At 73.4% G+C, this 24,620-nt stretch carries 21 protein-coding genes, 1 tRNA gene and 1 pseudogene; 15 read left to right on the top strand and 8 right to left on the bottom strand.

Annotated features, from left to right (window positions below):
- Window positions 1-78: 78 nt before the first annotated feature.
- The 6 genes and pseudogenes from ACGF5C_RS13190 to ACGF5C_RS13165 form a co-directional block, all read left to right on the top strand.
- Window positions 79-702 carry a TetR/AcrR family transcriptional regulator gene (locus tag ACGF5C_RS13190; RefSeq protein ID WP_357700050.1) on the top strand — a complete coding sequence of 208 codons (624 nt, stop codon included), beginning with the start codon at window positions 79-81 and terminating at the stop codon, window positions 700-702.
- Window positions 703-789: 87 nt separating this feature from the next.
- Window positions 790-2,127 (top strand): acetyl/propionyl/methylcrotonyl-CoA carboxylase subunit alpha, encoded by a 1,338-nt coding sequence (locus tag ACGF5C_RS13185; protein ID WP_393300736.1) that lies wholly within the window; start codon window positions 790-792, stop codon window positions 2,125-2,127.
- Between the two features lie 203 nt (window positions 2,128-2,330).
- The gene (locus ACGF5C_RS13180) at window positions 2,331-3,251 is read left to right on the top strand and encodes a hydroxymethylglutaryl-CoA lyase (RefSeq protein WP_393300733.1); all 921 of its coding nucleotides are present in this window, start codon (window positions 2,331-2,333) and stop codon (window positions 3,249-3,251) included.
- A gap of 212 nt (window positions 3,252-3,463) precedes the next feature.
- Window positions 3,464-4,996, top strand: a complete 1,533-nt coding sequence (locus ACGF5C_RS13175; RefSeq protein ID WP_357450102.1) for an acyl-CoA carboxylase subunit beta — start codon at window positions 3,464-3,466, stop codon at window positions 4,994-4,996.
- 99 nt (window positions 4,997-5,095) lie between these two features.
- The gene (locus ACGF5C_RS13170; RefSeq protein WP_393300730.1) at window positions 5,096-6,250 is read left to right on the top strand and encodes an acyl-CoA dehydrogenase family protein; all 1,155 of its coding nucleotides are present in this window, start codon (window positions 5,096-5,098) and stop codon (window positions 6,248-6,250) included.
- 283 nt (window positions 6,251-6,533) lie between these two features.
- A pseudogene (locus tag ACGF5C_RS13165) lies at window positions 6,534-8,814 on the top strand (ATP-binding protein); the annotation flags it as partial.
- Between the two features lie 632 nt (window positions 8,815-9,446).
- Here ACGF5C_RS13165 and ACGF5C_RS13160 read toward each other — a convergent pair.
- A complete protein-coding gene (locus ACGF5C_RS13160; protein WP_393300727.1) occupies window positions 9,447-9,956 on the bottom strand; it encodes a MarR family winged helix-turn-helix transcriptional regulator in 510 nt (169 codons plus the stop codon).
- A 103-nt stretch (window positions 9,957-10,059) separates the two neighbouring features.
- On the opposite strand from ACGF5C_RS13160, the gene ACGF5C_RS13155 reads away from it, so the two are divergent.
- Both ACGF5C_RS13155 and ACGF5C_RS13150 read left to right on the top strand, forming a co-directional pair.
- Window positions 10,060-10,641 (top strand): YceI family protein, encoded by a 582-nt coding sequence (locus ACGF5C_RS13155; protein WP_357700018.1) that lies wholly within the window; start codon window positions 10,060-10,062, stop codon window positions 10,639-10,641.
- A 305-nt stretch (window positions 10,642-10,946) separates the two neighbouring features.
- Entirely contained in the window at window positions 10,947-12,425 is a 1,479-nt protein-coding gene (locus ACGF5C_RS13150; protein ID WP_393300723.1) for a glutamate--cysteine ligase, read from the top strand.
- A 74-nt stretch (window positions 12,426-12,499) separates the two neighbouring features.
- Here ACGF5C_RS13150 and ACGF5C_RS13145 read toward each other — a convergent pair whose 3' ends face one another.
- Window positions 12,500-13,738: a hypothetical protein gene (locus ACGF5C_RS13145; RefSeq protein ID WP_393300720.1), complete on the bottom strand. Its 1,239-nt coding sequence runs from the start codon at window positions 13,736-13,738 to the stop codon at window positions 12,500-12,502.
- Between the two features lie 123 nt (window positions 13,739-13,861).
- On the opposite strand from ACGF5C_RS13145, the gene ACGF5C_RS13140 reads away from it, so the two are divergent.
- Window positions 13,862-14,545, top strand: coding sequence for a PASTA domain-containing protein (locus ACGF5C_RS13140; protein ID WP_393300717.1), 684 nt, complete (start codon window positions 13,862-13,864; stop codon window positions 14,543-14,545).
- A gap of 259 nt (window positions 14,546-14,804) precedes the next feature.
- Window positions 14,805-15,608, top strand: coding sequence for a PASTA domain-containing protein (locus ACGF5C_RS13135; RefSeq protein ID WP_393300714.1), 804 nt, complete (start codon window positions 14,805-14,807; stop codon window positions 15,606-15,608).
- 73 nt (window positions 15,609-15,681) lie between these two features.
- Here the strand turns inward: ACGF5C_RS13135 and ACGF5C_RS13130 are convergent, their stop codons facing one another.
- Together ACGF5C_RS13130 and ACGF5C_RS13125 are read right to left on the bottom strand one after the other, a co-directional pair.
- Window positions 15,682-16,119, bottom strand: a complete 438-nt coding sequence (locus tag ACGF5C_RS13130) for a hypothetical protein (RefSeq protein ID WP_393300711.1) — start codon at window positions 16,117-16,119, stop codon at window positions 15,682-15,684.
- Between the two features lie 98 nt (window positions 16,120-16,217).
- Entirely contained in the window at window positions 16,218-16,505 is a 288-nt protein-coding gene (locus tag ACGF5C_RS13125; RefSeq protein WP_393300708.1) for a hypothetical protein, read from the bottom strand.
- Window positions 16,506-17,136: 631 nt separating this feature from the next.
- Here ACGF5C_RS13125 and ACGF5C_RS13120 point away from each other — a divergent pair.
- The 3 genes from ACGF5C_RS13120 to ACGF5C_RS13110 all read left to right on the top strand — a co-directional run bounded on the left by ACGF5C_RS13120 (window position 17,137) and on the right by ACGF5C_RS13110 (window position 18,810).
- The gene (locus tag ACGF5C_RS13120; RefSeq protein WP_393300705.1) at window positions 17,137-18,018 is read left to right on the top strand and encodes a helix-turn-helix domain-containing protein; all 882 of its coding nucleotides are present in this window, start codon (window positions 17,137-17,139) and stop codon (window positions 18,016-18,018) included.
- On the top strand, window positions 17,988-18,209 hold the full coding sequence (locus ACGF5C_RS13115) for a DUF397 domain-containing protein (protein ID WP_357700003.1): 222 nt from the start codon (window positions 17,988-17,990) through the stop codon (window positions 18,207-18,209). The genes ACGF5C_RS13120 and ACGF5C_RS13115 overlap by 31 nt, the downstream gene beginning before the upstream one ends.
- A gap of 196 nt (window positions 18,210-18,405) precedes the next feature.
- Complete coding sequence (locus tag ACGF5C_RS13110; RefSeq protein ID WP_393300702.1) at window positions 18,406-18,810, top strand: hypothetical protein; 405 nt, start codon at window positions 18,406-18,408, stop codon at window positions 18,808-18,810.
- Here ACGF5C_RS13110 and ACGF5C_RS13105 read toward each other — a convergent pair.
- A complete protein-coding gene (locus ACGF5C_RS13105; protein WP_393300699.1) occupies window positions 18,778-19,377 on the bottom strand; it encodes a hypothetical protein in 600 nt (199 codons plus the stop codon). The two genes, ACGF5C_RS13110 and ACGF5C_RS13105, sit on opposite strands and share 33 nt — an antisense overlap.
- 214 nt (window positions 19,378-19,591) lie before the next feature.
- Between ACGF5C_RS13105 and ACGF5C_RS13100 the strand changes: the two genes are divergently transcribed.
- Window positions 19,592-21,454: a S8 family serine peptidase gene (locus tag ACGF5C_RS13100; RefSeq protein ID WP_393300696.1), complete on the top strand. Its 1,863-nt coding sequence runs from the start codon at window positions 19,592-19,594 to the stop codon at window positions 21,452-21,454.
- Window positions 21,455-21,529: 75 nt separating this feature from the next.
- On the opposite strand, the gene ACGF5C_RS13095 is transcribed toward ACGF5C_RS13100, so the two are convergent.
- From ACGF5C_RS13095 to ACGF5C_RS13085, 3 genes are all read right to left on the bottom strand, one after another.
- Window positions 21,530-22,336: a WecB/TagA/CpsF family glycosyltransferase gene (locus tag ACGF5C_RS13095; protein ID WP_393300693.1), complete on the bottom strand. Its 807-nt coding sequence runs from the start codon at window positions 22,334-22,336 to the stop codon at window positions 21,530-21,532.
- Window positions 22,333-23,406 carry an NAD-dependent epimerase/dehydratase family protein gene (locus tag ACGF5C_RS13090; RefSeq protein WP_393300690.1) on the bottom strand — a complete coding sequence of 358 codons (1,074 nt, stop codon included), beginning with the start codon at window positions 23,404-23,406 and terminating at the stop codon, window positions 22,333-22,335. The genes ACGF5C_RS13095 and ACGF5C_RS13090 overlap by 4 nt, the downstream gene beginning before the upstream one ends.
- 108 nt (window positions 23,407-23,514) lie before the next feature.
- Window positions 23,515-23,600, bottom strand: a tRNA-Leu gene (locus ACGF5C_RS13085).
- A gap of 226 nt (window positions 23,601-23,826) precedes the next feature.
- Between ACGF5C_RS13085 and ACGF5C_RS13080 the strand changes: the two genes are divergently transcribed.
- On the top strand, window positions 23,827-24,615 hold the full coding sequence (locus tag ACGF5C_RS13080; RefSeq protein ID WP_091100240.1) for a DUF3662 and FHA domain-containing protein: 789 nt from the start codon (window positions 23,827-23,829) through the stop codon (window positions 24,613-24,615).
- The last annotated feature ends 5 nt before the right edge of the window (window positions 24,616-24,620 follow it).

Raw genomic sequence — 24,620 nt, 5'->3', positions numbered from 1 at the left:
AGGTGCCCGGCCCGGACGGAGGCAACCGGTGGGTAACCGAGCCTCCACGACGCCCGCGACTCGGTCTACGCTTGCCCGGTGACGGTCGAGCAGCAGGCACGGGGCAGGGCGAGCGGCACCGCGGGGTCGGGCCGGCGTCGGTCCCGCAAGGACGAGATCCTGGAGATCGCGGTCGGCCTCTTCGCCTCCCGTGGTTACCACGGCGTCTCGATGGACGACATCGGCGCGGCCGCGGGGGTCACCGGCCCGGCGCTCTACCACCACTTCGCCGGCAAGGAGGCGATGCTGGTCGCCGCGCTGATCCCGGTCAGCGAGGAGCTGCTCGCCGGCGGTCAGCAACGGTCCGCCGGCCACCCTGACGACCCGCGCGGCGCGCTGGAGTCGCTGATCGACTTCCACGTCGAGTTCGCCCTGGCCAACCCGGCGGTGATCGCCCTGCACCTGCACGAGCTGGACCGTCTCCCCGACGAGCCCCGCCGCCGGATCCGCCGGCTCCAGCGGCTCTACGTCGAACAGTGGGTGACCGTGCTGACCGCCCTGCACCCGGGCATGCCCGACGGCGAGGCGCGGGTGCTGGCCCACGCCGCGTTCGGCCTGATGAACTCGACGCCGTTCCTCGGCGGCGAGGTGGACCGGCGCCGCCGGGCCGAGCTGCTGCGCGGCGCCACCCTGGCCGCCCTCCTGGCCCACCCCAATCCCTGATCCCACGCGGGGGTGGCGACTCGTCAGTAACCGAGCGGTCATGGTTACCTGGCAGCCGTCCCGACCCCCGGACGCCTGGGAGGAAACATGATCGAGTCGCTGCTGGTCGCCAACCGGGGCGAGATCGCCCGCCGGATCATCCGTACCGCCAGGCGGCTCGGCGTCCGCGCGATCGCGGTGCACTCCGAGGTCGACGCCGGCCTGCCGTTCGTGACCGAGGCCGACGAGGCGGTGTGCGTGGGTCCGGCGAACCCGGCCCAGAGCTACCGCAACGTCGAGGCCATCCTCGCCGCCGCCAAGTCGACCGGCGCGCAGGCCATCCACCCCGGCTACGGCTTCCTGTCGGAGAACGCCGACTTCGCCCGTACGGTCGAATCGAGCGGGCTGATCTGGGTCGGGCCCGGCGCGGACGCGATCACCGCGATGGGCGACAAGATCAACGCCCGGAACCTGATGGCGGCGGCCGGGGTGCCGGTCGCGCCCGGCACCACCGACCCGGCGGCCGATCTGGACGCGGCCGTGGCCGCGGCGGCGGAGATCGGCTACCCGGTGATGGTCAAGGCCGCGGCCGGCGGCGGCGGCATGGGCATGGGCGTGGCGAAGGACGAGGCCGCGCTCCGCACGGAGTACGACAAGGTGCGCTCGTTCGCCGAGCGGATGTTCGGCGACGGCTCGGTGCTGATCGAGCGCTACTTCCCCCGGGTACGCCACGTCGAGGTGCAGATCCTCGGCCTGGCCGACGGCCGGGTGGTGGCTCTCGGCGAGCGGGAGTGCTCGGTGCAGCGGCGCAACCAGAAGCTGGTCGAGGAGTCGCCGTCGCCGGCGGTCTCGCCCGAGCTGCGGGAGCGCTTCCTGGCCGCCGCCGTGCGTGCCGGCGAGGCGGTCGGCTACCGCAACGCGGGCACGGTGGAGTGCCTGCTCGATCCTGCTACGAACGAGTTTTTCTTCCTCGAGATGAACACTCGGCTCCAGGTGGAGCACCCGGTCACCGAGCTGGTCTATGGCGTGGACCTGGTCGAGGAGCAACTGCGGGTGGCCGCCGGCCTGGCGCCGAACTTCGACCCGGACGCGCTCGCCCCGCGCGGGCACGCGATCGAGCTGCGGATCAACGCCGAGGACCCGAAGCGCTTCCTGCCCGGCCCGGGCGCGATCACCGCTTGGACCGAGCCGACCGGCGACGGCGTCCGCGTCGACTCGGGCTACGTCGCCGGCAACACGGTCACCCCGTTCTACGACAGCCTGATGGCGAAGCTGATCGTCAGCGGCCGGGACCGCGCGGAGGCAATCGCCCGGGCCCGCGCCGCGGTGGCCGCCTTCGAGCTGACCGGCCCGAAGTGCAACCTGCCCTTCTTCGCCGAGCTGCTGGAGAACGACGAGTTCCTCTCCGGCGACTACGACACCGCCATCGTCTCCCGCATGCGCTGACCCACCCACCCCTCCCACCCCCCCCCCCCCCCCCCCCACCCCCCCCCCCCCCCCGGCCAGCCCGCGTTGATCATGAAGTTGGCGGCGCGGTTCGCGGCTTTTGCCGGGACTAACTTCATGATCAACGTGGTCGGGTGCGGGACGGGCGGGGTGGGTGGGAGGGTGGAGGGGTCCAGCACAGCGCGCGTCACAGTGAGGTGGCCATGATGGAACTGCCAGGGTTCGTGTCGATACGGGAGGTCGGGCCGCGCGACGGGCTCCAGAACGAGGACCCGATCCCGACCGACGCCAAGGTGCGGCTGCTCGACGCCCTCTCGGGCACGGGCGTGCGGCGGATCGAGGCGGTCTCGTTCGTGCACCCGAAGGCGATCCCGCAGATGGCCGACGCCGACGAGGTGTGGCAGCGGGCCGCGAAGGCCGACGGGGTGCGCTACTCCGCGCTGGTGCCGAACACCCGGGGCGCGCAGCGCGCCCTCGCCGCCGGGTTCACCGAGATCGAGGTGGTGGTCTCCGCCAGCGACACGCACAACCGGCGCAACGTCAACCGCTCCACGGAGGAGTCGCTTGACGACATCGCCGAGCTGATCGACCTGCTGCACGGCGCCGGTGCCCAGGCCGAGGTGATCATCGCGACCAGCTTCGGCTGCCCGTACGAGGGGGACACCGACCCGGCCCGGGTGGCCGCCATCGTGGACCGGGTGGTCCGCGACGGCGCCGACCGCGTGGCGTTCGGCGACACCACCGGCATGGGTACGCCCCGCCGCGTCCGGGAGCTGCTGACCGCCGTACGTGACCGCAACGCCCAGGTTCCCGTGCTGCTGCACTTCCACAACACCCGGGGCACCGCGCTGGCGAACATGCTCACCGCGCTGGAGCTGGGTGTGACCGAGTTCGACGCCAGCGTCGGCGGCCTCGGTGGCTGCCCGTACGCGCCGGGCGCCAGCGGCAACCTGGCCACCGAGGAGGCGGTGCACATGCTGCACGACATGGGCATCGACACCGGCATCGACCTGGCCGCCCTGATCGAGGTGGCGGAGCTGGCCGAGCGCCTGGTCGGCCGTCAGCTTCCCTCCGGCGTCCTCCGCGCCGGCCCCCGCACCCGCCTAACCCCCCACCCCGCCTAACCCCCCACCGCCGCGCGATCTTGCACTTTGTGCCCCGGCGTAAGCCGTAAATGCCGCAAACGCGGGGCCGAAAGTGCAAGATCGCGGCGCGAGGGGCCGGGGTGGGGGTTGAGGGGTGTCGGGGGCGGGTCGATGCGCTAGCCTAACGATCGTTCAGGTGGTTCCGGTGCCCATGCGGCGGCGGGCCGTGGTGGCGGCGGTAGGGGGTCGGCGTGACGCTCGACGGTGAGGCTCTGGAGCAGCTGCGCAAGCGGGCCCGGGCCGGCGGTGCGGACAAGTACCACGCGGCGAACGCCGCCAAGGGCAAGCTCTTCGCCCGGGAGCGGGTCGCCCTCCTGGTGGACGAGGGCTCCTTCGTCGAGGACGGCCTCTACGCCAACGCGATGGCCGAGGGCCTGCCCGCCGACGGCGTGGTCACCGGCACCGCCACCATCGACGGCCGCCAGGTCTGCCTCATGGCGAACGACTCCACGGTCAAGGCCGGCAGCTGGGGTGCCCGGACCGTCGAGAAGATCATCCGGATCATCGAGCGGGCCTACTCCACCGGCGTGCCGATGGTCTACCTGGTCGACTCGGCCGGTGCCCGGATCACCGACCAGGTCGAGCTGTTCCCCGGCCGGCGCGGCGCCGGGAAGATCTTCTGGAACCAGGTCCGCGCTTCCGGCTCGATCCCCCAGGTCTGCGCGCTGTTCGGGCCGAGCGCGGCCGGTGGGGCGTACATTCCGGCGTTCTGCGACGTGGTCGCGATGGTCGACGGCAACGCCAGCATGTACCTCGGCTCCGATCGGATGGTCGAGATGGTCACCGGGGAGAAGACCACCCTGGAGGCGATGGGCGGGGCCAAGGTGCACTGCGCCGAGTCGGGCGTCGGGCACTTCCTCTGCAAGACCGAGGCCGACGCGCTCGACGTGGTGAAGCGCTACCTGTCCTACCTCCCGGCCAACTGGACGCAGGCGCCGCCGGCCGCCGAGGCCGTGCCCGCGCCGGAGAAGGCCGACCTCGCCGCGCTGGTGCCGGCGAGCGAGCGGCAGGCGTTCGACATGCGGCGGTACGTCAAGGGCCTGCTCGACGACGGCTCCTTCTTCGAGATCCAGGCGCTCTGGGCCAAGGAGCTGACCATCGGCTTCGGCCGGCTGAACGGCGAGGTCGTCGGCGTGGTCGGCAACAACTCCATGTTCAAGGGCGGGGTGCTCTTCGTCGACTCGGCCGACAAGGCGACCCGGTTCGTGCAACTCTGCGACGCGTTCAACGTGCCGCTGCTCTTCCTCTCCGACGTGCCCGGGTTCATGGTCGGCAGTGCGGTGGAGAAGCAGGGCATTATCCGGCACGGCGCCAAGATGATCACCGCGATCTCCGAGGCCACCGTGCCGAAGATCTGCGTGGTGGTCCGCAAGGCGTACGGTGCCGGCCTCTACGCGATGGCCGGGCCCGGCTTCGAGCCGGACGCCACGATCGCGCTGCCCACCGCCAAGATCGCGGTGATGGGCGCCGAGGCGGCGGTCAACGCGGTCTACGCCAACAAGATCGCCGCGATCGCCGACGAGGCCGAGCGGGCCGCCTTCGTCGCCGCGAAGCGCGAGGAGTACGAGCGCGACATCGACATCGTCCGGCTCGCCAGCGAACTGGTGGTGGACGCGATCGTCGAGCCGCACGAGCTGCGCGCCGAGCTGACCCGCCGGTTCGCCGCCGCCCGCACCAAGGAGCGGCACTTCTCCCGGCGCCGGCACGGCGTCACCCCGGTCTGATCCCGCCGCCGGCCCATCCGGCCGGCGCGGGCCCGACCCGCACCAGCGACCCGTCCCGGCGTCACGAGCGCCCGACGGCCCGTCACACAGGAGGAATCCATGGACTTCCGGCTCACCGAGGAGCAAGAGGCGCTGCGGGAGAGCGTGCGGGAATTCGCGCGCGAGGTGGTGGCCCCGGTCATCGCGGAGCACTACGAGAAGCACACCTTCCCGTACGAGGTGATCCGGCAGATGGGCAAGATGGGCCTGTTCGGGCTGCCCTTCGGCGAGGAGCACGGCGGCATGGGCGGCGACTACTTCGCGCTCTGCCTCGCCCTGGAGGAGTTGGCCCGGGTCGACTCCAGCGTGGCGATCACCCTGGAGGCGGCGGTGTCGCTGGGCGCGATGCCGATCTACCGCTTCGGCACCGAGGAGCAGAAGGCGCAGTGGCTGCCAAAGCTGCTCAGCGGCGAGGCGCTGGCCGGCTTCGGGCTGACGGAGCCGGGCACCGGTTCGGACGCCGGCGGCACCCAGACCCGCGCGGTGCTCGACGAGTCCACGGGCGAGTGGGTGATCAACGGGTCCAAGGCGTTCATCACCAACTCGGGCACCGACATCACCGCGCTGGTGACCGTCACCGCGGTCACCGGCACCCGCCCGGACGGCGCCAAGGAGCTGTCCACCATCATCGTCCCCTCGGGCACGCCGGGCTTCACCGTCGCGCCGGGCTACTCCAAGGTCGGCTGGAACGCCTCGGACACCCACGAGCTGACCTTCGACGACTGCCGGGTGCCGGCGGCGAACCTGCTCGGCGAGCGCGGCCGGGGCTTCGCCCAGTTCCTGCGCATCCTCGACGAGGGGCGGATCGCCATCGCCGCCCTGGCCGTCGGCCTCGCCCAGGGTTGCGTCGACGAGTCGATCAGGTACGCGAAGGAGCGCCAGGCGTTCGGCCAGCCGATCGGCAACTACCAGGCGATCCAGTTCAAGATCGCCGACATGGAGATGAAGGCGCACACGGCCCGGCTGGCCTACTACGACGCCGCCGCCCGGATGCTCGCCGGCGAGCCGTTCAAGCGGCAGGCCGCCATCGCCAAGCTGCACGCCAGCACCGTCGCCGTCGACAACGCCCGGGAGGCGACCCAGATCCACGGCGGCTACGGCTTCATGAACGAGTACCCGGTGGCGCGCTTCTGGCGCGACTCCAAGATCCTGGAGATCGGCGAGGGTACGTCCGAGGTGCAGCGCATGATCATCGCGCGCGACCTGGGCATGTGACGTCGCCGGGTCCGGCGGCGCCGGGCAGTCGACCCCCGCCGCCGGCCCCGGCCCCCGCGCTCCCGTCGACCGGCCCACGCCCGGACGCGGTCCCGCGCCCCCGTCGACCGGCCCACGCCCGGACGCGGTCCCGCGCCCCCGTCGACCGGCCCACGCCCGGACGCGGTCCCGCGCCACCGTCAACCGGCCCCGGCCGGGCCCGCTGTCGGATATCCGCACCGCAGCGTCGGCAGGGCGACGCTCGGCTGCCGCCGGTCGCACCCCGTCCGTACTCTTCCTGCCCATGACTCCGGTGCATGATCGTTCGCGGCATCCGGGCGGTCGTACCGGCTTGCCGGAGCTGTTGCGCGGGCACCGGCTCGCCGCCGGCCTCACCCAGGCCGAGCTGGCGGCCCGGGCCGGCGTCGGTGTCCGCACCGTCCGTGACGTGGAGCGGGGCCGGTCGTCCCGGCCGCAGCGCACCACCGTCGAGCTGCTCGCTGGCGCGCTGGAGCTGACCGGTGCCGCCCGGTCGGCGTTCCTCGCCGCCGCCCGGGGGCAGGCGCCGGCCGCGCCGCCGGTCGCCCTGGTCGGCGCGCCGCCGGCTCGCCTTGACGCCGACCATCACGTCGGTACGCCGGTCGCGCTCCCGCTCCCGGTTGCGCTGATCGGCCGGGACACCGACCTCGCCGAGCTGGTCGGGCTGCTCACCGACGGGCGCGGTCCCCGGCTGGTGAGCCTGGTCGGGCTGGCCGGCGTCGGCAAGACCGCGCTCGCCCTGTCGGTGGCCCACGCGGTCGTCGACCAATATCCCGGCGGGGCGGCCGGCGTGCTCATCGGCGAGGGCTCCGACGCCGCCGACGTGCTCGCCGCCTCCATGGCCGTCTTCGGGGTCGGCCGGATGTCCGAGCTGGCCGCCCGACTCGACGGCCGGCCGGCGCTGCTGCTCGTGGACGCGGCCGAGCGGGCGCCCGATGCCGTCGCCGAGACGGTGCACCGGCTCGCCGGCGCGGTGCCGTCGCTGCGGGTGCTGGTCACCGGCCGGCACCCGGTGGGCCTGCCCGGGGAGCGGGTGTGGCCGGTCTCCCCGCTCGACGTACCCCCGCCGGGGAACGAGCGGGCCGGCCCGTCGGCGCTGGCCGACTACCCCGCGGTGGCGCTGTTCACCGCCCGGCTCGCGCAGGTCCGCCGGGAGCCGCCCGGCCCGGCCGAGCTGCCCGCCCTGGCCGCGCTGGTACGCCGCCTCGGCGGCCTGCCGCTGGCCATCGAGCTGATGGCGGCCCGGGGCCGGATCCTCGACCTCAACGAGTTGCTCGACCGGTACGGGGACCGCGTCCTCGACCTGGCGACCTCGTCGGGGGCGGCCGAGCGTCCGGGCTGGGACACGGCGGAGCCAAGCCGCCCGGAGGGCCCCCGGGCGGCGGTGGCCGAGACGCTGCGGGACGCGGTGGCCACCAGCTACCGCCTCCTCGCCCTCGCCGAGCGGGCCGCGTTGCGCCGGCTCGCCGCCTTCGGCAACCGCTGGTCGGTCGAGCTGGCCGAGGAGATGCTCGCCGACGACGCCGACCGGGACGGCACGGTCGCGGTGGACCCGGTCCCGCTGCTGGACCGGTTCCTGGAACTCGGCCTGCTGAGCGTCCGGGGCACCGGGCCCTTCCGGTTCCGCCTGCTCGACGCTGTCCGGGACTTCGCCGCCGAGCAGGCCACCGGCGCCGGCGAGCTGACCGCGATCCGGCGCCGGCACGCCCGGGTCGTCGCGCGCCTGGTGGCCCGGACCGCGCCGGAACTGGCGGGCGCCGACCTGCCGGCCGCGGTGCACCGGCTGGACGAGGTGAGCGGCGACATCAGCTCGGCCCTGGCGCACGCCGCCGTCGACGACCCGTTGACGGCACTGCGGTTGGCGGCGGAGCTGTCCCGGTGGTGGCGCTTCCGGGGGCGGGACGTCCCTGGCCGGCAGTGGCTGCGCCGGCTGCTGGCGGACCCGCGCACCGCCGACGCCGACCCGGTGCTGCGGGCCTGGGCGTCCCTGGGGGTGGCCCGGATCGCCGCCGAGCACGGCGCCGGGGCCGAGGAGGTGCCGGCGGCGCTGGCGGCGCTGGCCGCGTTCCGGGACGCCGGCGACGTCACCGGGGAGGTGGAGGCGGGGGCCGTGCTCTGCGCGCTGCTGGTCGCCCTCGGCCGGCACGACGAGGCGCGGGAGCAGGCCGAGGCGGTGCTCGCGCTGGCCGGCCAGGGCGGCCGGGTCCGGGACATGGCGGTGGCGCAGAACAACCTCGCCTGGCACGACATCCGGGTCGGCGACCTCGCGGCGGCCCGCCGCCGGCTGGCCGCGGTCGACCGGCTCGCCGCGCAGTGCGGTGAGCAGCGGCTGCGGGTGCTCGCGCGGGCCAACCTCGCCGAGGTGTCCCGCCTGGAGGGCAGGTACGCCGACGCCGTCGACCAGGGCCGGCGGGTGCTGGAGGCGCCGGCCGACCTCGACGACCCCGGCCACCGCCGCCGGGTGCTCGGCACCGTGGGCCTGGCGCTGGCCCGGGACGGGCGCCTCACCGAGGCGGCCGAGGTGCTGGCCGAGCTGCGCCCGGCCGTGACCCCGGTGCCGCCGTCGCCGCGTCTCGGGGAGGCCGGGTGGCCCGGGGGCACCCGCTGGGCGCCGGTGCGCGGGACCCGCCCCGAGGACGGGATCTGCGCGTTGATCGAGGGAAACCTGGCGCTGCGCCGGGGCGATCGCGAGCTGGCGGCGGAGTGGTTCACCGCCGCCGCGGAGGCCGGCGCCGAGGGCCAGAACCGGCGCGACGTGGTGGAGGCGTTGGTGGGACTGGCCGCGAGCACGGCGGACCCCACCGTGCTGGACCGCCTCGACCGGGCCTGCCGACGCAGCGGCGTCCGACTGCTGCCGCAGGAGGAGGAACTGCTCTACGCGCTGACGGCGGGCCGGCGCGGCGGCGGCCCCGCGACCACGTAGACCGGCCACGGCTGGCCGCGCCGTGGCCGGGAGCGGGTGCGCCCCGCGGAGCGGGCCGGGGGTGGCGCGGGCGACGAAGCCCCTCTTGCTACCCCTCGCTCGTCGCCCGCGCCGTCACCCCCCGGTGCGTCCCCACTGCCCGAAGACTAGCCACCGCGCGCTCGCGACTCCGTCCGGTTTGATCGACTATCTCCCGCGGGCGCGGCACTTCTGCCGCTCTTTCTGCCGGTGCCCGGTCGCGCCCTGACCGACCGGTCAGGCCGGGGCGGTCGCGCCGTCCCCGGTCGGGGCCGACTCGCTGCTCCCGGCGGTGGCGCCCGGGTGGACGGCGTCCCGCACCCGGCGCAGGCCGTCGAGCAGGGCGGCCAGCGCCGCCGGCTCGAGCTGGCCGGTGAACCACTGCTCGATGATCCGCAGGTGCCCGGGCATGGTCTCGTCGAGCCGCTGCATGCCGGCGGCCGTGACCACCGCGTACGAGCTGCGCCGGTCGGAGGGGCAGGCGCGCCGGGTGAGCAGACCGTCGCGTTCCATCCGGTCGACCACCCGGGTGACCCCGCTCGTGGAGAGGGAGGTCTGGGCGGCCAAATCGGTCATCCGCAGTTGGTTGCCCGGCGAGCGGGCGAGCCGGGTCAGCACCTCGAACTCGACGGGCGAGAGGCCGTGCTCCTCGAACTGGGCGGCGAACCGGGCCGACAGCCCGGCGTGCGCCTCGTAGAGCAGGCCGACGGCGGTGATCCGGGGATCGTCGAACGCGTTCTGGTTCACCTGTTCATCCTAGCAGTACTTGACACAGGGAATATTGCTGCCTCTATAGTTGCTGCAACAGCCGTTGAGGAACTCAATCAAGCTTCCACGGAGGGCAGTTTCCATGACCAGCAGCACCGCACCGGTTACCCGCGACTGGGACGGCCTCACCATCCCCAGCGCCGGCACCTACGCGCTCGACGTGGCGCACAAGCGCGTGGGCTTCGTCGCCCGGCACATGATGGTCAGCAAGGTACGCGGTGACTTCGCGGACGCCTCCGCAACCATCACCGTCGCCGACGACCCGCTGCAGTCCTCGGTGTCCGCGACCATCCAGGCCGCCAGCATCAACACCAACCAGGCCGACCGGGACGCGCACCTGCGCAGCCCGGAGTTCCTGGACGTCGAGGCATTCCCGACCCTGGAGTACCGCAGCACCGGCGTCAAGTCCCGCGACGGCAACGAGTTCGTCCTCTCCGGCGAGCTGACGGTCAAGGGCGTCACCCGCCCGGTCGACCTGGAGGTCGAGTTCGAGGGCGTCGGCCGCAGCCCGTTCGGCCAGGACATCTTCGGCTTCTCCGCCTCGGCCGAGATCGACCGCGAGGAGTTCGGCCTGACCTGGAACGTCGCCCTGGAGACCGGCGGCGTGCTGGTCGGCAAGAAGATCAAGATCGAGATCGAGGGCGAGGCCGTCCGCCAGGCCTGATCCGCCGTACCGCATCCGGGCCCGCGCCGCACCACGGCGCGGGCCCGATGTGTGTCCACGGGCAAGAGCCCGGCCGGTGCGATTTGTCACGACTCATTTGCGGCCCGGTCCGCGTAGCGGGCCGTACGGGCTGGGTAGAGATGCCGTCGGGAGCGTGCTGGCCGGCCGGCTGTGGTCGTCCCGGCCGCTGGACAGCCGGGTTCCGCCTCTGGTCCCGGCGAGGTCGGCGCTCTTACCGTGGATGGTTCACCACGCGCATTCCGGGCCCGGCGCGGTCCCGGCTGCGCCTCGCGCCGGGAGGACACATGGGCAGGGACGTCGAGCAGGGCGCCTTCTCCCGGGAGGACCGGGTCCGTTACCGGCAGAAGGTCCGGCGGTGCCTGGACGTCTTCGCCCTGATGCTGGACGACTTCGGCTTCGACGCCGACCGCCCCATGACCGGGCTGGAGATCGAGCTGAACCTGGTCGACTCGTCCGCCGAGCCGGCGATGCGCAACGACCAGATCCTCGCCGACATCGCCGACCCGCTCTTCCAGACCGAGCTGGGGCAGTTCAACCTGGAGCTGAACGCGCCACCTCGGCTGATCGAGGGGTCGGGCTTCGCCGACTACGAGCGGGACCTGCTTAGCAGCCTCACCCGGGCCGACGGGCGGGCGACCCGGTCGGACGCGAAGATCGTCCTGGTCGGCATCCTGCCCACCCTCACCGAGCGGCACCTGGTGGTGGACAACCTCTCCACCAACGAGCGCTACCGGGTGCTCAACGACCAGATCGTCGGCGCTCGTGGCGAGGACATCGAACTCGACATCCGGGGTGTCGAGCGGTTGCAGACCCACACCGACTCGATCGCCCCCGAGGCCGCCTGCACCAGCCTCCAGTTCCACCTCCAGGTCGCTCCGGACAGCTTCGCCGACTACTGGAACGCCTCCCAGGCCATCGCCGGGGTGCAGGTGGCCGTCGGGGCAAACTCGCCGTTCCTCTACGGCCGGCAACTCTGGGCGGAGACCCGGATCGCCCTGTTCGAGCAGGCCACCGACACCCGGCCGGACGAGCTGAAGGCCCAGGGCGTACGCCCTCGGGTCTGGTTCGGGGAACGCTGGATCACCTCGATCTTCGACCTGTTCGAGGAGAACGTCCGCTACTTCCCGCCGCTGCTGCCGATCTGCGAGGACGAGGACCCGGTCGAGGTGCTGCACGGCGGCGGCGTACCGGAGCTGGGCGAGCTGCGCCTGCACAACGGCACCGTCTACCGGTGGAACCGGCCGGTCTACGACATCATGAACGGCCGCCCGCACCTGCGGGTGGAGAACCGGGTGCTGCCAGCCGGCCCGACCGTGGTCGACATGCTGGCCAACGCCGCCTTCTACTTCGGCCTGGCCCGGCAGCTGGCCGAGGCGGACCGGCCGATCTGGAGCCAGCTCACCTTCAGCTCGGCGGAGGAGAACTTCCACGCCGCCGCCCGGCGCGGCATGGACGCCGTCCTGCACTGGCCCCGCCTCGGCGAGGTGCCGGTGACCAAGCTGGTCCTGGACGTCCTGCTGCCCAAGGCCGCCGCCGGGCTGGACCGGTTCGGGGTGGCGTCGGCCGAACGCGACCGGCTGCTCGGCATCATCGAGCAGCGCTGCCGGACGGGCCGCAACGGCGCCGTCTGGCAGACCGAGGCGGTCTGGGCGGCCGAGCGGCACCGGGGCATGGACCGGGACGCCGCCCTGCACCACATGGTGCAGCGCTACGCCGAGCTGCAACGCAGCAACGAGCCCGTGCACACCTGGCCGGTCGACTGACCGACCCGCCGGGGCGGGACCCGGCCGGGCGAGCCCGGGTGGTGGCGCCGCTGCCCGGCACCCGTGAGGTCTCCTCAGCGGGTGCGGTGGCCGGACCGGGGACGGCGGCCGTCGGGCCCGCGATCCTCCGGGTCGGGGTCCGGGGACGCGGCGGGCTGCCCGTCGGACGTCGGCGCCGCCGGGTCCGCCCCGGAAGCCGGCGCGGCGGGTTCCCCGGTCGGCGCGGCCGATTCCCCGGCCCGCTCCGGGGCGTCGGACGTCGGGCGAAGGGCACCGGTGTCGGCACGGGCCGGGGTGCCGTGCTCCTCCGACACCGGGTCACCGGGCACGCCGGACGGCTCGCCGGTGCGCTGCCGGGGCACCGTCACCGGGCCGCGCCCAGCGGCCCGCCGGGCGGCCCGCTGGGCGAGCGCGGCGACCAGGACGGAACCGCCGACCCCGACGATCACCGCGTACGGGGCGATCAGGTGTGCCGACACCTGCTCCGGGCTGATCGCGGTCACCCTCGGCACCGCCAGGAAGTACGCGATCGCGACCAACAGGGGACCGGCCGCCCCCGAGGCGACCGCCCCGACCCGCCGGTCGGGCTGCCGGGCGCTGCCCCGAGCAGCCAGGGCCCCGATCACCAGCGCGGAGCCGAGCGACAGCAGCGCCCCGGGCCAGTAGAAGTAGTCCCGGATCCAGAACCGTCCGTCGTCGGAGCTGAACTGCCAGATGCCGAGTTGGGCGCTTGTCAGCCCGCGCCCGGCCAGCACCCCGTCGAGCACGGCGACCACGGCGAGCAGCCAGAGCCAGCCCACGGTGGCGATCACGTTGTTGGCGGCGGCCCGCGAGCGCAGCGCCCAGACGGCCGTCGACACCCCGACCAGGACGCCGACCGCCGCGTACGTGGCGGCGACGTTCCGGGGGGAGCCGGTGTCCGCCGCCACGGCCGTCCGCGCCGGCACGGCCACCAGCAGCACGGTGACCAGCGCGCCCACCCCGGCGGCCACGGCGAGCGCGACGTGCCGGAGGAGGCCGTCACCCGGCCCGGCGTCGGGCTCGACCGCCGTCGCGTCGTCGGGGGCGCCGCCGGGCACCGGGGCGCTGTCGCGCAGCCGCTGGGCGCACACCGCGCCGAAGACAGTCGAGGTGGCCGCGATCCAGGTGGCCCAGACCAGGCCGGCCACCCAGGCGGTCGCGCCGGCGGTGGCGTCCGCCGGTGCCCAGTTGATGATGCCCAGCCCGTAGCCGAAGCCCAGTTGGGCCGCGCCCGCGCCGGCAGCGACGCCGACCGCGATCGCGATCGATCCTCCCCAGCCCCGTCTGGCCATGCCGGGGAGCGTAACGTCCCGTGCTCGGCGCGGCGAGTCGTCACGGTTCCGCCTTGGTGACCGCGACCGCGTCGGGCTTGGCGGGGGCGGGTACGGTCGCCGGTGATCGAGGCGGTGGACGGCATGACGGACGGGTACACGGGCGGGGGCGCCGGCGCGCGGGACGACACCGGGGCGGGCCGGACGACCACCCTGCTCGGCGGCGGGCTGGCCGTCGTGCTGCTCGCCGCCGTCGGCGCGACGGGTGGCTGGCTCCTGGCCGGCGAGGATGACCCACCCATCCCGTCGGACGCGTCGGCGACGGCTTCGCCCACCGGCACCCGGAGCGCCGCCCACCCGACGCCGGGGCGGTCGTCGATGTCGTCGCCGGCGCGGACGAGCACGCCGACCCGCCCCGCCGGCCTGACGGTCCCCGAGGTGGTCGGGGAGGACTTCGCCGAGGCCCGCGACGAGTTGCGTGAGCGGCGGTTGGGCTGGCGACTGGTCTTCCTGGGCGGCGCGGGGCGGACGGTGGAGCGTGCCTCCCCGGCGGTCGGGACGCAGGTGCAGCCGGGGCGCACCGTGACGCTCTACGTGAGCGGCCCGGCCCCGGCCGCGACGGTGCCGGACGTGGTGGGCGACGACTGCGACGAGGCGGGGGACGACCTCGTCGACGAGGGCTTCTACCCGCAGTACGGTTCGGGTCGGACCGGCACCGTAACCCGCCAGGACCCGCCCGGCGACAGCACGGGCAGGTGGAACGACCAGGTGTCGATCTGGTGCGGTGCGGCACCGGCGGGCTCGGGCTCCGCCACCCCGACGCCGTGACGGAGCGTCCGGCACGCTGATCCCGGCCGATGGCCGTCCGGACCGCTAGGTTGGCGGTCAGGGGCCACGACGCCTGCCCGGGTCGGGAAGGGACGTGCGATGAGCGAGCGTCAGCGAGCGAATCATCGGTGCGGTGCGGTGGTGTCTCATGTCGGCACGCAGCGAAGCGGAGTGCCGGCATGAGCGAGCGTCAGCGAGCGAATCATCGGTGCGGTGCGGTGGTGTCTCATGTCGGCACGCAGCGAAGCGGAGTGCCGGCATGAGCGACGACCGCCAGGAACCGCCCGCCGGGGAACGCGACGACCGAACCCGCCCGCTGCCCCCGTCCGGCGACCCGTCCGTCGGGCCGGAGCCGGCCGACCGCACCCAGCGGCTGCCCGGCCCGGAGGGCCCTCCGACCGCCGGGGGCGACGCCACCCGGTCGATGCCCGTCGACCGCGCCGCCCCGCTGGACCGTACGGCCGCCATGCCGCCCGAGCGGTCCGGCCCGGCGGCCTGGTCCGGGCGCGCGGAGGTGCCGCCGCCCCGGCCGGCGGATCCCCGCGAGGCCGCCGAGTGGTACGCCGAGGAGCCCGGCGGCCGGCGCTGGTGGCTGCCGATCCTGTGGGGGGTGGTCGTGCTGCTGCTACTCGGCCTGCTCGGGCTCGGATTGTGGCTGGTCCTCCAGTCCGCGGACGACGACGGTCCGGCCGTTCCGGGCCTGTCGCCCTCCCCGTCGGTGACCCGCGCGTCGCCGACGACCCCCGCGCCGACCTCGGCCGTCCCGACCACCCCCTCGCCCTCCGCGCCGCCGACCACCTCGGCGGCGCAGGTGCCGATGCCGCCCGTGGTGAACCTGCCGCTGGCGACGGCGCAGGCGATCCTGGACGACCTCGGGCTGGGCCACCGGGTGGAGTACCGGGAGTCCGACCGCCCCGAGGGCACCGTGATCCGCACCGAACCGGAGGCCGGGGAACTCGTCCCGGACGGGGAGGAGGTCACCCTGGTGGTGTCCCGTGGCGCGCCGTCGCCGTCCGGCGGCGAACCCACGCCGACGACGGCCGGGCCGACCGCCACCAGGTGAGCCGCCGCTGACCGGGCTGCCCGGGAAGGTCACCGCTCCGGATGGTGCACGAACGAGCGGCGGCCGGGCCGGGTCACCACATCCGGCGTCTGGTTCCGACCAGGCCGAGACCGGCCAGCGAGATGGCCAGACCGAAGACCCCGGACCAGAAGAGGGAACGGTGGACGTCGTCCGGCGACTGTCGGGCGGCCTCGGCGTCGGTGCCGTCCGACGATCCGGCCGGCACGCCGGTCCCGGGCTCGTCGGCGGCGCCGAGTGCGCCTGCTTCGTCCGGGGAGTACGGGGCGTCGAAGGCGTCCTGCCCGTCGTCGCCGTCCGACGGGTCGTCGTCGGCCACGGTGATCTCCGGTGCGGGGACCGGGGTGGTCAGCCGGGTGGTGGACGACAGGGCGGGGTCGCGGACCACGACCACCAGTGTCGTGGCGGCGCCGATCAGCGCCAGGATTCCGAAGGCGTAGGCGATGCGGGAGCGGTGGTGCCGCCGCGCGGCGGACTGATTGACCATGGCCATCCCAGGTTCGGGGTCCTGGACGCGCGGGGTGGAACCTGCCGGGGTGGGCGTACCTCATTCTATGGCGGGGCACGCCCCCCGGCTGCCGATCGCGGAGCTCAGCCCACCCGGAGCGGGGTGCGGGCGACGGGCCGGCGCGGTGCCCGCACGGCGTGCGTACGGGGCTCGGGAGCCGCTTGCAGTTGGCGCAGACCCTCCCGCTGGACGAAGATCGACCGCCGGTTGACCGCGTCCCCCGAAGCGTTCAACTCGTAGCCGTCGAGCCAGATCCAGCCGTCGTAGGTCGGCCAGTCGAGCACCCGGATGACCCGGAACATGATGGGCCTGAGGAACTGGACACTCGCCGCGCGAGTCACGTGCAGTACGTCACCGGAGCGGGGAAGCACATGGGCTCCTGGGAAGGGTCGGCCGGCGGACGGGCCGGCGGGAGCGGGTCGGGGGACGTCTCGGTGGCCGGTCACGGGGTCGTGTCCTCGTGGACCGGTGGTGCGGGCGGTGGTGGTCGGGCCGTACCCGCTGGTGGCGAACCGCCACCCGACCATCACCCGGCTACTCCGGGTACCGCTCCCGCCGCCACAGCCAACTGGCGTGCAGCGGCGGGGTCATCAACCCGGGGCAGGTCTGGTTGTCGAAGGCCGGGCGGCCCCACCGGCGCGCGTCCCGGAGCCCGTGGGGTCACCACGGCGGGGGAGCGGACGGAGACGGTGAGTAACCCGTGCCATACGGACAGAGTGCATCAGCGACGTGCTTCATGCAAGTTGCACGTCGACTTTTGCCGATACGCGAGCGGCGCGCGCAGGCGGCGCTTGATGCCGTTCACGTATCGGCGGCACACTGGGGTCCGGTTTCGCCCGTCGCGGCCGGCCGATGACCGGCACCACCCCCTTGCCGCGAACGACGCCCGCCGTTCGACGGTCGCGCCCCCGGCGGGCGACGGCAGCGGCGCGCGCGACGCGGAGGTGGGCCGGTGAGGGCCGACAGCCGGTGGTCCCGACCAGCGGACGGGGTGGTGAGGCCGTGAGCGAGCGGCGCAGCCCGACCATCCGGCGCCGCCGCCTCGGCGCGGAACTGCGGCGGCAGCGGGAGGCGGCCGGGATCACCATCGAGGTCGTCGCCGAGCAGCTGGAGTGCTCGGCGTCGAAGATCTCGCGGATCGAGACCGGTCACACCACGGCGACGCCGCGCGACGTGCGGGACATGCTCCGGATCTACGGGGTGGTGGGCGGCGAGAGCGACGAGTTGGTGCAGATCGCCCGGGAGGCGCGGCAGAAGGGCTGGTGGCACCCGTACAGCACGGTGCTGGTCGGCGCGTACGTCGGCCTGGAGGCCGCGGCCAGCTCGATCCGCGCGTACGAGCAGCAGGTGGTGCCCGGCCTGCTGGAGACCGAGGCGTACGCGAGCGCGATGATCCGCGCCGCGCGGCCGGACTTCACCCCTGACCAGGTCGCACAACGTGTCCGTGTCCGGCTCGGCCGTCAGTCGTTGCTGACACAGGATGATCCGGTCGATCTGTGGGTGGTGCTCGATGAGGCGGTGGTGAGCCGTCCGGTGGGTGGGGACGCGGTCATGCGTGACCAGCTCAACCGGCTGGTCGAGGTGGCGGAACTGCCGAACGTGACGCTGCAGATCCTGCCGTTCGAGGTGGGGGCGCACGCCGGCATGGACGGGACCTTCACGATCCTCAGCTTCCCCGAGCCCGGTGATCCGGATGTCGTGTACGCGGAGAACGCCACGGGTGGGCTCTTCCTGGAGAAGAGCGACGAACTGCAGAAGTACAGCTTCATCTTCGATCACGTCCGAGCGGCGGCCATTCGTCCGGAGGAGTCCATCGCACACATCGCGAAACTGGCAGAGGAGCCGTTGTGGAAATGGCGACCAAGGGGTTCCCCGTGGACCTGACGCAGGCAGCGTGGTTCAAGAGCTCGAAGAGCGGGCCGAACTGTGACAACTGCGTGGAGGTGGCGTACGTGACGGGGGCGGTCGGCGTGCGGGACTCGAAGGACAAGACGGGTCCGGCCCTGGTCTTCGCCCCGGGCGACTGGCACGCCTTCGTCGCCGGCGCCAGGGGCGGCGGCTTCGGCCGGGACTGACGCGACCGGGAGGTGAGGCGGTGTCCCCGTCCGGCGGGCAGCCGGGCGGGGACACAGCCGTGCCCGCGTCCGGTCCCGACGCGAAGAAGCCCGGCCATCCCGTCGCCACATCGGGCCCGTGTCGTTGTACCCCTCGATACGGCGCTGGTCGACAACCCGCCGCACGAATCGCAACCGAACGAGGCAGGCGAGACGGATGACGACGATCGGGTCAGACAACCTCACCAACGGGCCGGGCAAGCCGGAGCGCTTCGGGGGCAAGTACCGCGGGGCGCGCCGGGACACCGTCCTGACCGAGGTGGTGTCGACCGACACGGAGGTCGGTGGCCGGGAGGCCACGACGGCCGCGCCGGAGCAGGCGGGGCCGCTCTCCCTGCCGTCGCTGGATCCGAACCCGTTGACCGAGCCGTCGTTCCCGCCGGGCGGCTGGTCGATGGAGCCGGCCGAGTCGCTGGCCGACCACCCGCTGCTCCGCGGGCTGCTGATGGAGCTGCCGCCGAAGGGCAGCGTCCCGCCGCCCGGATGGCTCGACCGCTGGTTCGAGGCGACCCGGGCGATCCTGGAACTGCTATACGTGCAGGGCCCCGGCCGCTCGCGGTGACGCCGGCCGGGGCGGCGCGGCCCGCTCGGCGAGGCGGCTGTGCCGCAGCGCGTGGCGTACGCCGATGGCGGCGACCGCCAGCACCCCGACGGTGATCGCCGGCCCGGTCACCCCGGGCCCGAACAGCGGTTCCGGGGCGCTCGCCGCCGCCACCGCGGGCAGGATCGCCAGGCCCGTGACCTGCAACGGAAGCCCGACCAGCGGGTGCGCCGCGGCGGCCCGGAGGCCGTGCGGGGCCGGGGTCCCGGGCGCCGCGGCGAACGCCCCCGCGCCCGCCCGCAGCCGGCGCACCCGGCGCACGGTGCAGGCCGCGACGACGAGCGCGGGCGCGGCGGCGAGGGTGAGGCCGGCGGCGGCCCGGTCCGCCGGGGCCGCGCCGGCGCTGGAGAGCCCGGCAACCAGCACGGCGGCCGTCAGGCCCAGGCCGGTCAGGGTCAGGGCGAGCACCCATCCCGTACGCCGGTGCAGGGCGCGGGCGCGGTCCAGCCGGGGCATCCCGTCCGCCAGCCAGCCGGCAGCGAGCCAGACGGCGGCCAGCGGCGCCAGCACGGTGAGGTGACTCTCCATGACGGAGAGCATTGCCCGTTCCCGACGCGCCCGAATCCGGGGCCGGCCCCCGTTCCTCCCGTAACGGCGTCCCGTAGGGGGCATCCTCCCGGTGTTATAGGGAAGCCGACATGTTTGTATCCCGATGACGCCGCTCTACCCTCAGCTCGATCGGCACTCATCGATTATCGCCACGGACGTCGATGATCGGGTGCCGGTCGGAGGGAGGTAGAAGATGGGTCTTCCACGTAGGTCCCTACTCGTCGGGGTGGCCACCATGGCCATGGTGGCCACCGCCACGCCCGCCATGGCCGCCGAGCCGGTCGGCACGATCCGGGCCGCAGGTGGCGCCACCGCCGTGGCCGACAGCTACATCGTCGTCTTCAAGGACACCGCGGTCGCCCGCGCCACCGTCGGTGACACCGCGCAACGGCTGGTCGGCCGGCACGGCGGCACGGTGGCCCGCACCTACGGCGCCGCGCTGCGCGGCTTCGAGGTCCGGGTTGGCGCCGGGGCCGCCGCCCGGATCGCCGCGGACCCCGCCGTGGCGTACGTCGAGCAGAACCACACCGTGTCGATCGCCGGCACCCAGACCAACCCGCCGTCCTGGGGCCTGGACCGGATCGACCAGCGGGCACTGCCGCTGGACAACTCCTACACGTACCCGAACACGGCGAGCAACGTGCACGCCTACATCATCGACACCGGCATCCGGTTCAGCCACAGCGACTTCGGCGGCCGGGCCACCTCCGGCTTCGACGCCGTCGACGGGGGCTCGGCCGACGACTGCAACGGGCACGGCACGCACGTCGCCGGCACCGTCGGCGGCTCGGCGTACGGCGTGGCGAAGGGCGTCCAGCTGGTCGGCGTCCGGGTGCTCAACTGCCAGGGCAGCGGCACGAACGCCGGCGTCATCGCCGGTGTCGACTGGGTGACCCAGAACGCGGTCAAGCCGGCCGTGGCCAACATGAGCCTCGGCGGCGGCGCGAACAGCACGCTCGACACCGCCGTACGGAACTCCATCAACTCGGGCGTGAGCTACGGCCTGGCGGCCGGCAACGACTCCGGCGGGAACGCCTGCAACACCTCGCCCGCCCGGACCGCCGAGGGCATCACCGTCGGCTCGACGACCAACACGGACGCCCGGTCCTCGTTCTCCAACATCGGCACCTGCCTGGACATCTTCGCGCCCGGCTCGTCGATCACGTCGGCGTGGTACACCAGCGACTCCGCCACCAACACGATCAGCGGCACCTCGATGGCGACGCCGCACGTGGTCGGCGCGGCGGCCCTGGTGGCCAGCGCCAACCCGTCCTGGACGCCGCAGCAGGTCCGCGACTACCTGGTGAACAACGCCACCAACAACGTGGTGGGCAACCCGGGCACCGGCTCGCCGAACAAGCTGCTCTACGTCGTCAACGACGACACCCCGCCGCCGACCAACGACTTCTCCGTCTCGGTCTCGCCGACCTCCGGCTCGACCGCGCCGGGCGGCTCGGTGACCGCCACGGTGGCCACCGCCACCACCAACGGCTCGGCCCAGTCGGTGAGCCTCTCCGCGAGCGGGCTGCCGTCCGGGGCGACCGCCTCGTTCAGCCCGGCCACCGTCACCTCGGGCGGTTCCTCGACGCTCACCATCAGCACCTCGGCGAGCACGGCGCCCGGCACCTACACCGTGACGGTGACGGGCACGGCGGCCTCCGGCAGCAAGAGCGCCACCTACTCGCTGACCGTGACCGGCACCGGCGGCGGCTGCTCCGGCACCAACGGCACCGACGTCGCGATCCCGGACACCGGTGCCACGGTGAGCAGCTCGATCCCGATCTCCGGGTGCGCCCGCAACGCCTCGTCGGCCTCGACCGTCGCGGTGAACATCGTGCACACCTACCGCGGTGACCTCGTCGTCGACCTGGTCGCTCCGGACGGCTCGTCCTACCGGCTGAAGAGCAACAACATCTGGGACGGCGCGGCCAACATCAACACCACCTACACGGCGAACCTGTCGAGCGAGGCGGCGAACGGCACCTGGCAGCTGCGGGTGCGGGACGTCTACTACGGCGACAGCGGCTACATCAACACCTGGACCCTGACCCTCTAACTGAGTGCAAGGAAGGGCCCCTTCCTATCGCCTGATGCATAGGAAGGGGCCCTTCCTAACGCCTGTCGGTCCGGGTCAGACGGCGAAGGTGGACGGCCGCTCGGCGGCCGGGGCCGGCGGGACCGCCTTCCACAGGCCGGTCTTCTGCCCGGCGAGCCGGGCCAGGTAGGCCGGGTTGAGGATCACGTACCGGCGCCACAGCCGCTTCGGCTCCAGGCCGAGGCGCCAGAACCACTCCAGGCCGGCCCGCTGCATCCACGGCGGCGGCTGGCGCAGCAGCCCGGCGTGGTAGTCGAAGGCCGCCCCGACCGCCATCAGCGGCATGTCCAGCAGCGGCCGCATGGCGTACGCGAAGACCTCCTGGCGCGGGCAGCCCAGCCCGACCAGGACGAGCCGGGCCCCGCTGGCCTTGATCCGGTCGGCGATCTCGACGTCCTCGCCCGGCTGCACCGCCCGGAACTTGGACGGCTCCACGCCGGCGATCTTGAGGGCCGGGAACATCCGCTCGAGCGCCGGGATCAGCTTCGCCAGGGTCTCCTCCGTCGAGCCGTAGAGGTAGACCGGGAGGCCCTCGTCGGCGAACCGGGAGAGCACGTGCAGGGTGAGCGTGGGCCCGTAGACCCGGTCGGTGAGCCCGGCGCCGTGCAGCAGGTTGAGCGCCCAGCGCACCGGCTGGCCGTCGGGGGTGACCACGTCGAAGGAGTTCAGCCGGGCGTTGTGCGCCGGGTCCAGCACCCCGGTCATCACCCCGTGCACGGCTAGCGCCGTCAGCGCCAGCGGGCGGCGCTCCTGCGCGGCCGCCACCACCTGCTCGGTCGCCGCGGCGTAGTCGGTGGCGTCGACCAGGACGCCGAGGACGTTCCGCTTGCCCCTGGCGGTCATGCTGCCGGCACCCACTTGTCCACGTTGGCCTCGTAGATCTCGCGCATGATCATGGGGACGTCGTAGACCTGCTTCCACTCCGGGTAGTCGGCCTGGAACGCCTCGTTCGAGCCGATCCACCACTTGTGGTCGCCGATCCGGTTGGCCTCGACGTACTCGGTGACCATCTCCTGGCCGGTGATCTGCTCGGCCAGCGCGAACGCCTCCCGGTTGGAGGTGTTGGAGTGCCGGCCGCCGCCGAGGTTGTAGACCGCCGCCGAGCGCGGGTTGCGGAAGAACGCCTCGAACGCGGAGACCACGTCCGAGCTGTGGATCGCGTCCCGCACCTGCTTGCCCTGGTAGCCGAAGATCTTGTACGTCCGGCGCTCCATGTTGGCGCGCATCACGTACCCGAGGAAGCCGTGCAGCTCGGTGGCCGAGTGCGCCGGCCCGGTCAGCGTCCCGCCCCGGAAGCAGGCCGTCCGCATGTCGAAGTAGCGGCCGTACTCCTGCACCATGACGTCGGCCGCGACCTTCGAGGCGCCGAAGATCGAGTGCAGGCAGCCGTCGATGGACATGTCCTCGCGGATGCCCTGCTCGTACGGGTGGCCCGGCTCGATCTCCCACCGGGTCTCCAGCTCGACCAGGGGCAGGCTGTTCGGCCGGTCGCCGTAGACCTTGTTGGTGGAGCAGTGGATCACCGGCGCCCCGATGCAGTGCTCGCGCACGTTCTGCAGGATGTTGAGCGTGCCGGCGGCGTTGACGTCGAAGTCGGTGAACGGGTCGCGCACGGCCCAGTCGTGCGACGGCTGGGCGGCGGTGTGGATCACCACGGCGACGGCGCCCGCGTACCGCTTGAAGAGCTTGCCCAGCGCGGCCCGGTCCCGGATGTCGATGCTGTGGTGCGAGTACGCGCTCCCCAGCTCGTCGGTCAGGCGCCGCACGTTCCAGGCGGTCGAAGCCTCCTCGCCGAAGAACTCCTGCCGCATGTCGTTGTCGATGCCGACGACGTCGAGACCGAGGCCGGCGAAGTGCCGGACCGCCTCGGAGCCGATCAGCCCGCCCGACCCGGTCACGAATGCGACACTCACACGCCACTCCTGGTCCTCGGAGGCAGAATCCATCGGAGCATAGCGTGACGTACGGCACGGCCCCGATACGCCGCGAGGGCCCCGCATCGCTGCGGAGCCCTCGCGTGTTGGTGGGGAAGGGGGGAGTTGAACCCCCACGCCCTTTCGGGCACACGGACCTGAACCGTGCGCGTCTGCCATTCCGCCACTTCCCCGTGGCCTGACCTCGAACACTGTAGTCTGTGCCGGTCCTGCTGTCTCCAGCGGGCCCCGGACATTCTACGTGGTCCGTGATCGTTGCGTCGATCGGTTACCGTCCGTCGAGGCGGTACCGTTCTCGGCGGACGAAAGACTAGCACGACGACAACGGCCCCATCGAACGGGCCGCCGCCAGCCGGCCGAGCGGCGTGTGAGCTGCGGACGCTCCGGCCGGATACCATCATGTCCTCGGGACCCGAGGAGGAGCCGGTGAGCGTGCTGCAACGCTTCGAGAAGCGTCTGGAAGGCCTGGTCGAAGGAGCCTTCGCCAAGGTCTTCAAAGGGGTGGTCCACCCCGTGGAGATCCTCAACGCCATGCAGCGGGAGGCCGAGGCGCACAAGGCGATCCTGGCCGGTGGGCGCACCCTGGTGCCCAACCGCTACGTGATCGATCTCTCGCCCTACGACCACAGTCGGCTGGCGCCGTACGCTGCCGCGCTGGCCCAGGAACTGGCCCAGTCTCAGGCGGAGTTCATCGGCGAGCAGGCCTGGACGGTCTACGGCGACGTGATCGTCGAGATCGAACGCGGCGAGGGGCTGGACACGGGCATGTTCCGGGTCACCGCCGAGGTTTACACCGGCGGCGAGGTCGCCCCGGTCTCCGCGCCCGGCTACGACGCCGGCCCGCCCGCCTACCCGGCGTACGACCAGGGCGGCGGCTACGGCCCCCCGCCCGGCCACGGCGGCAGCCGCAACGTGCGGCTGGTCTCCGGCGACGGGCGCACCTATCCCCTCCAGATGGGCTCGACCGTGATCGGCCGCGGCGACCAGGCCAACCTGCGCCTGCCCGACGTCGGCATCTCGCGGCGACACGCCCGGCTGGACTTCGACGGCGGTCAGGTCGTGCTGACCGACCTGGGGTCGACCAACGGCACGATGGTCAACGGCCAGCGGGTCTCCGCCGTCGCGCTCAACCCCGGCGACATGATCCAGCTCGGCACCACGACGCTGACCTTCCGCGTGGACGGCTGATCCGC

Source organism: Micromonospora sp. NPDC047620, from assembly GCF_043205005.1.
Classification (GTDB): Bacteria; Actinomycetota; Actinomycetes; order Mycobacteriales; family Micromonosporaceae; genus Micromonospora.
The sequence above is the reverse complement of the archived record's forward strand: the minus strand, read 5'-3'. Positions and strand labels throughout refer to the sequence as shown.

Bases quoted from the DNA above. Each gene is read 5' to 3' on its own strand.
- ACGF5C_RS13140 (WP_393300717.1), top strand. From the start codon at position 13,862: ATGACGGACGGGTACACGGGCGGGGGCGCCGGCGCGCGGGACGACACC.
- ACGF5C_RS13080 (WP_091100240.1), top strand. From the start codon at position 23,827: ATGTCCTCGGGACCCGAGGAGGAGCCGGTGAGCGTGCTGCAACGCTTC.
- ACGF5C_RS13095 (WP_393300693.1), bottom strand. From the start codon at position 22,336: ATGACCGCCAGGGGCAAGCGGAACGTCCTCGGCGTCCTGGTCGACGCC.
- ACGF5C_RS13135 (WP_393300714.1), top strand. From the start codon at position 14,805: ATGAGCGACGACCGCCAGGAACCGCCCGCCGGGGAACGCGACGACCGA.
- ACGF5C_RS13110 (WP_393300702.1), top strand. From the start codon at position 18,406: ATGACGACGATCGGGTCAGACAACCTCACCAACGGGCCGGGCAAGCCG.
- ACGF5C_RS13145 (WP_393300720.1), bottom strand. From the start codon at position 13,738: ATGGCCAGACGGGGCTGGGGAGGATCGATCGCGATCGCGGTCGGCGTC.
- ACGF5C_RS13105 (WP_393300699.1), bottom strand. From the start codon at position 19,377: ATGGAGAGTCACCTCACCGTGCTGGCGCCGCTGGCCGCCGTCTGGCTC.
- ACGF5C_RS13100 (WP_393300696.1), top strand. From the start codon at position 19,592: ATGGGTCTTCCACGTAGGTCCCTACTCGTCGGGGTGGCCACCATGGCC.
- ACGF5C_RS13170 (WP_393300730.1), top strand. From the start codon at position 5,096: ATGGACTTCCGGCTCACCGAGGAGCAAGAGGCGCTGCGGGAGAGCGTG.
- ACGF5C_RS13115 (WP_357700003.1), top strand. From the start codon at position 17,988: ATGGCGACCAAGGGGTTCCCCGTGGACCTGACGCAGGCAGCGTGGTTC.
- ACGF5C_RS13155 (WP_357700018.1), top strand. From the start codon at position 10,060: ATGACCAGCAGCACCGCACCGGTTACCCGCGACTGGGACGGCCTCACC.
- ACGF5C_RS13150 (WP_393300723.1), top strand. From the start codon at position 10,947: ATGGGCAGGGACGTCGAGCAGGGCGCCTTCTCCCGGGAGGACCGGGTC.
- ACGF5C_RS13130 (WP_393300711.1), bottom strand. From the start codon at position 16,119: ATGGCCATGGTCAATCAGTCCGCCGCGCGGCGGCACCACCGCTCCCGC.
- ACGF5C_RS13185 (WP_393300736.1), top strand. From the start codon at position 790: ATGATCGAGTCGCTGCTGGTCGCCAACCGGGGCGAGATCGCCCGCCGG.
- ACGF5C_RS13180 (WP_393300733.1), top strand. From the start codon at position 2,331: ATGATGGAACTGCCAGGGTTCGTGTCGATACGGGAGGTCGGGCCGCGC.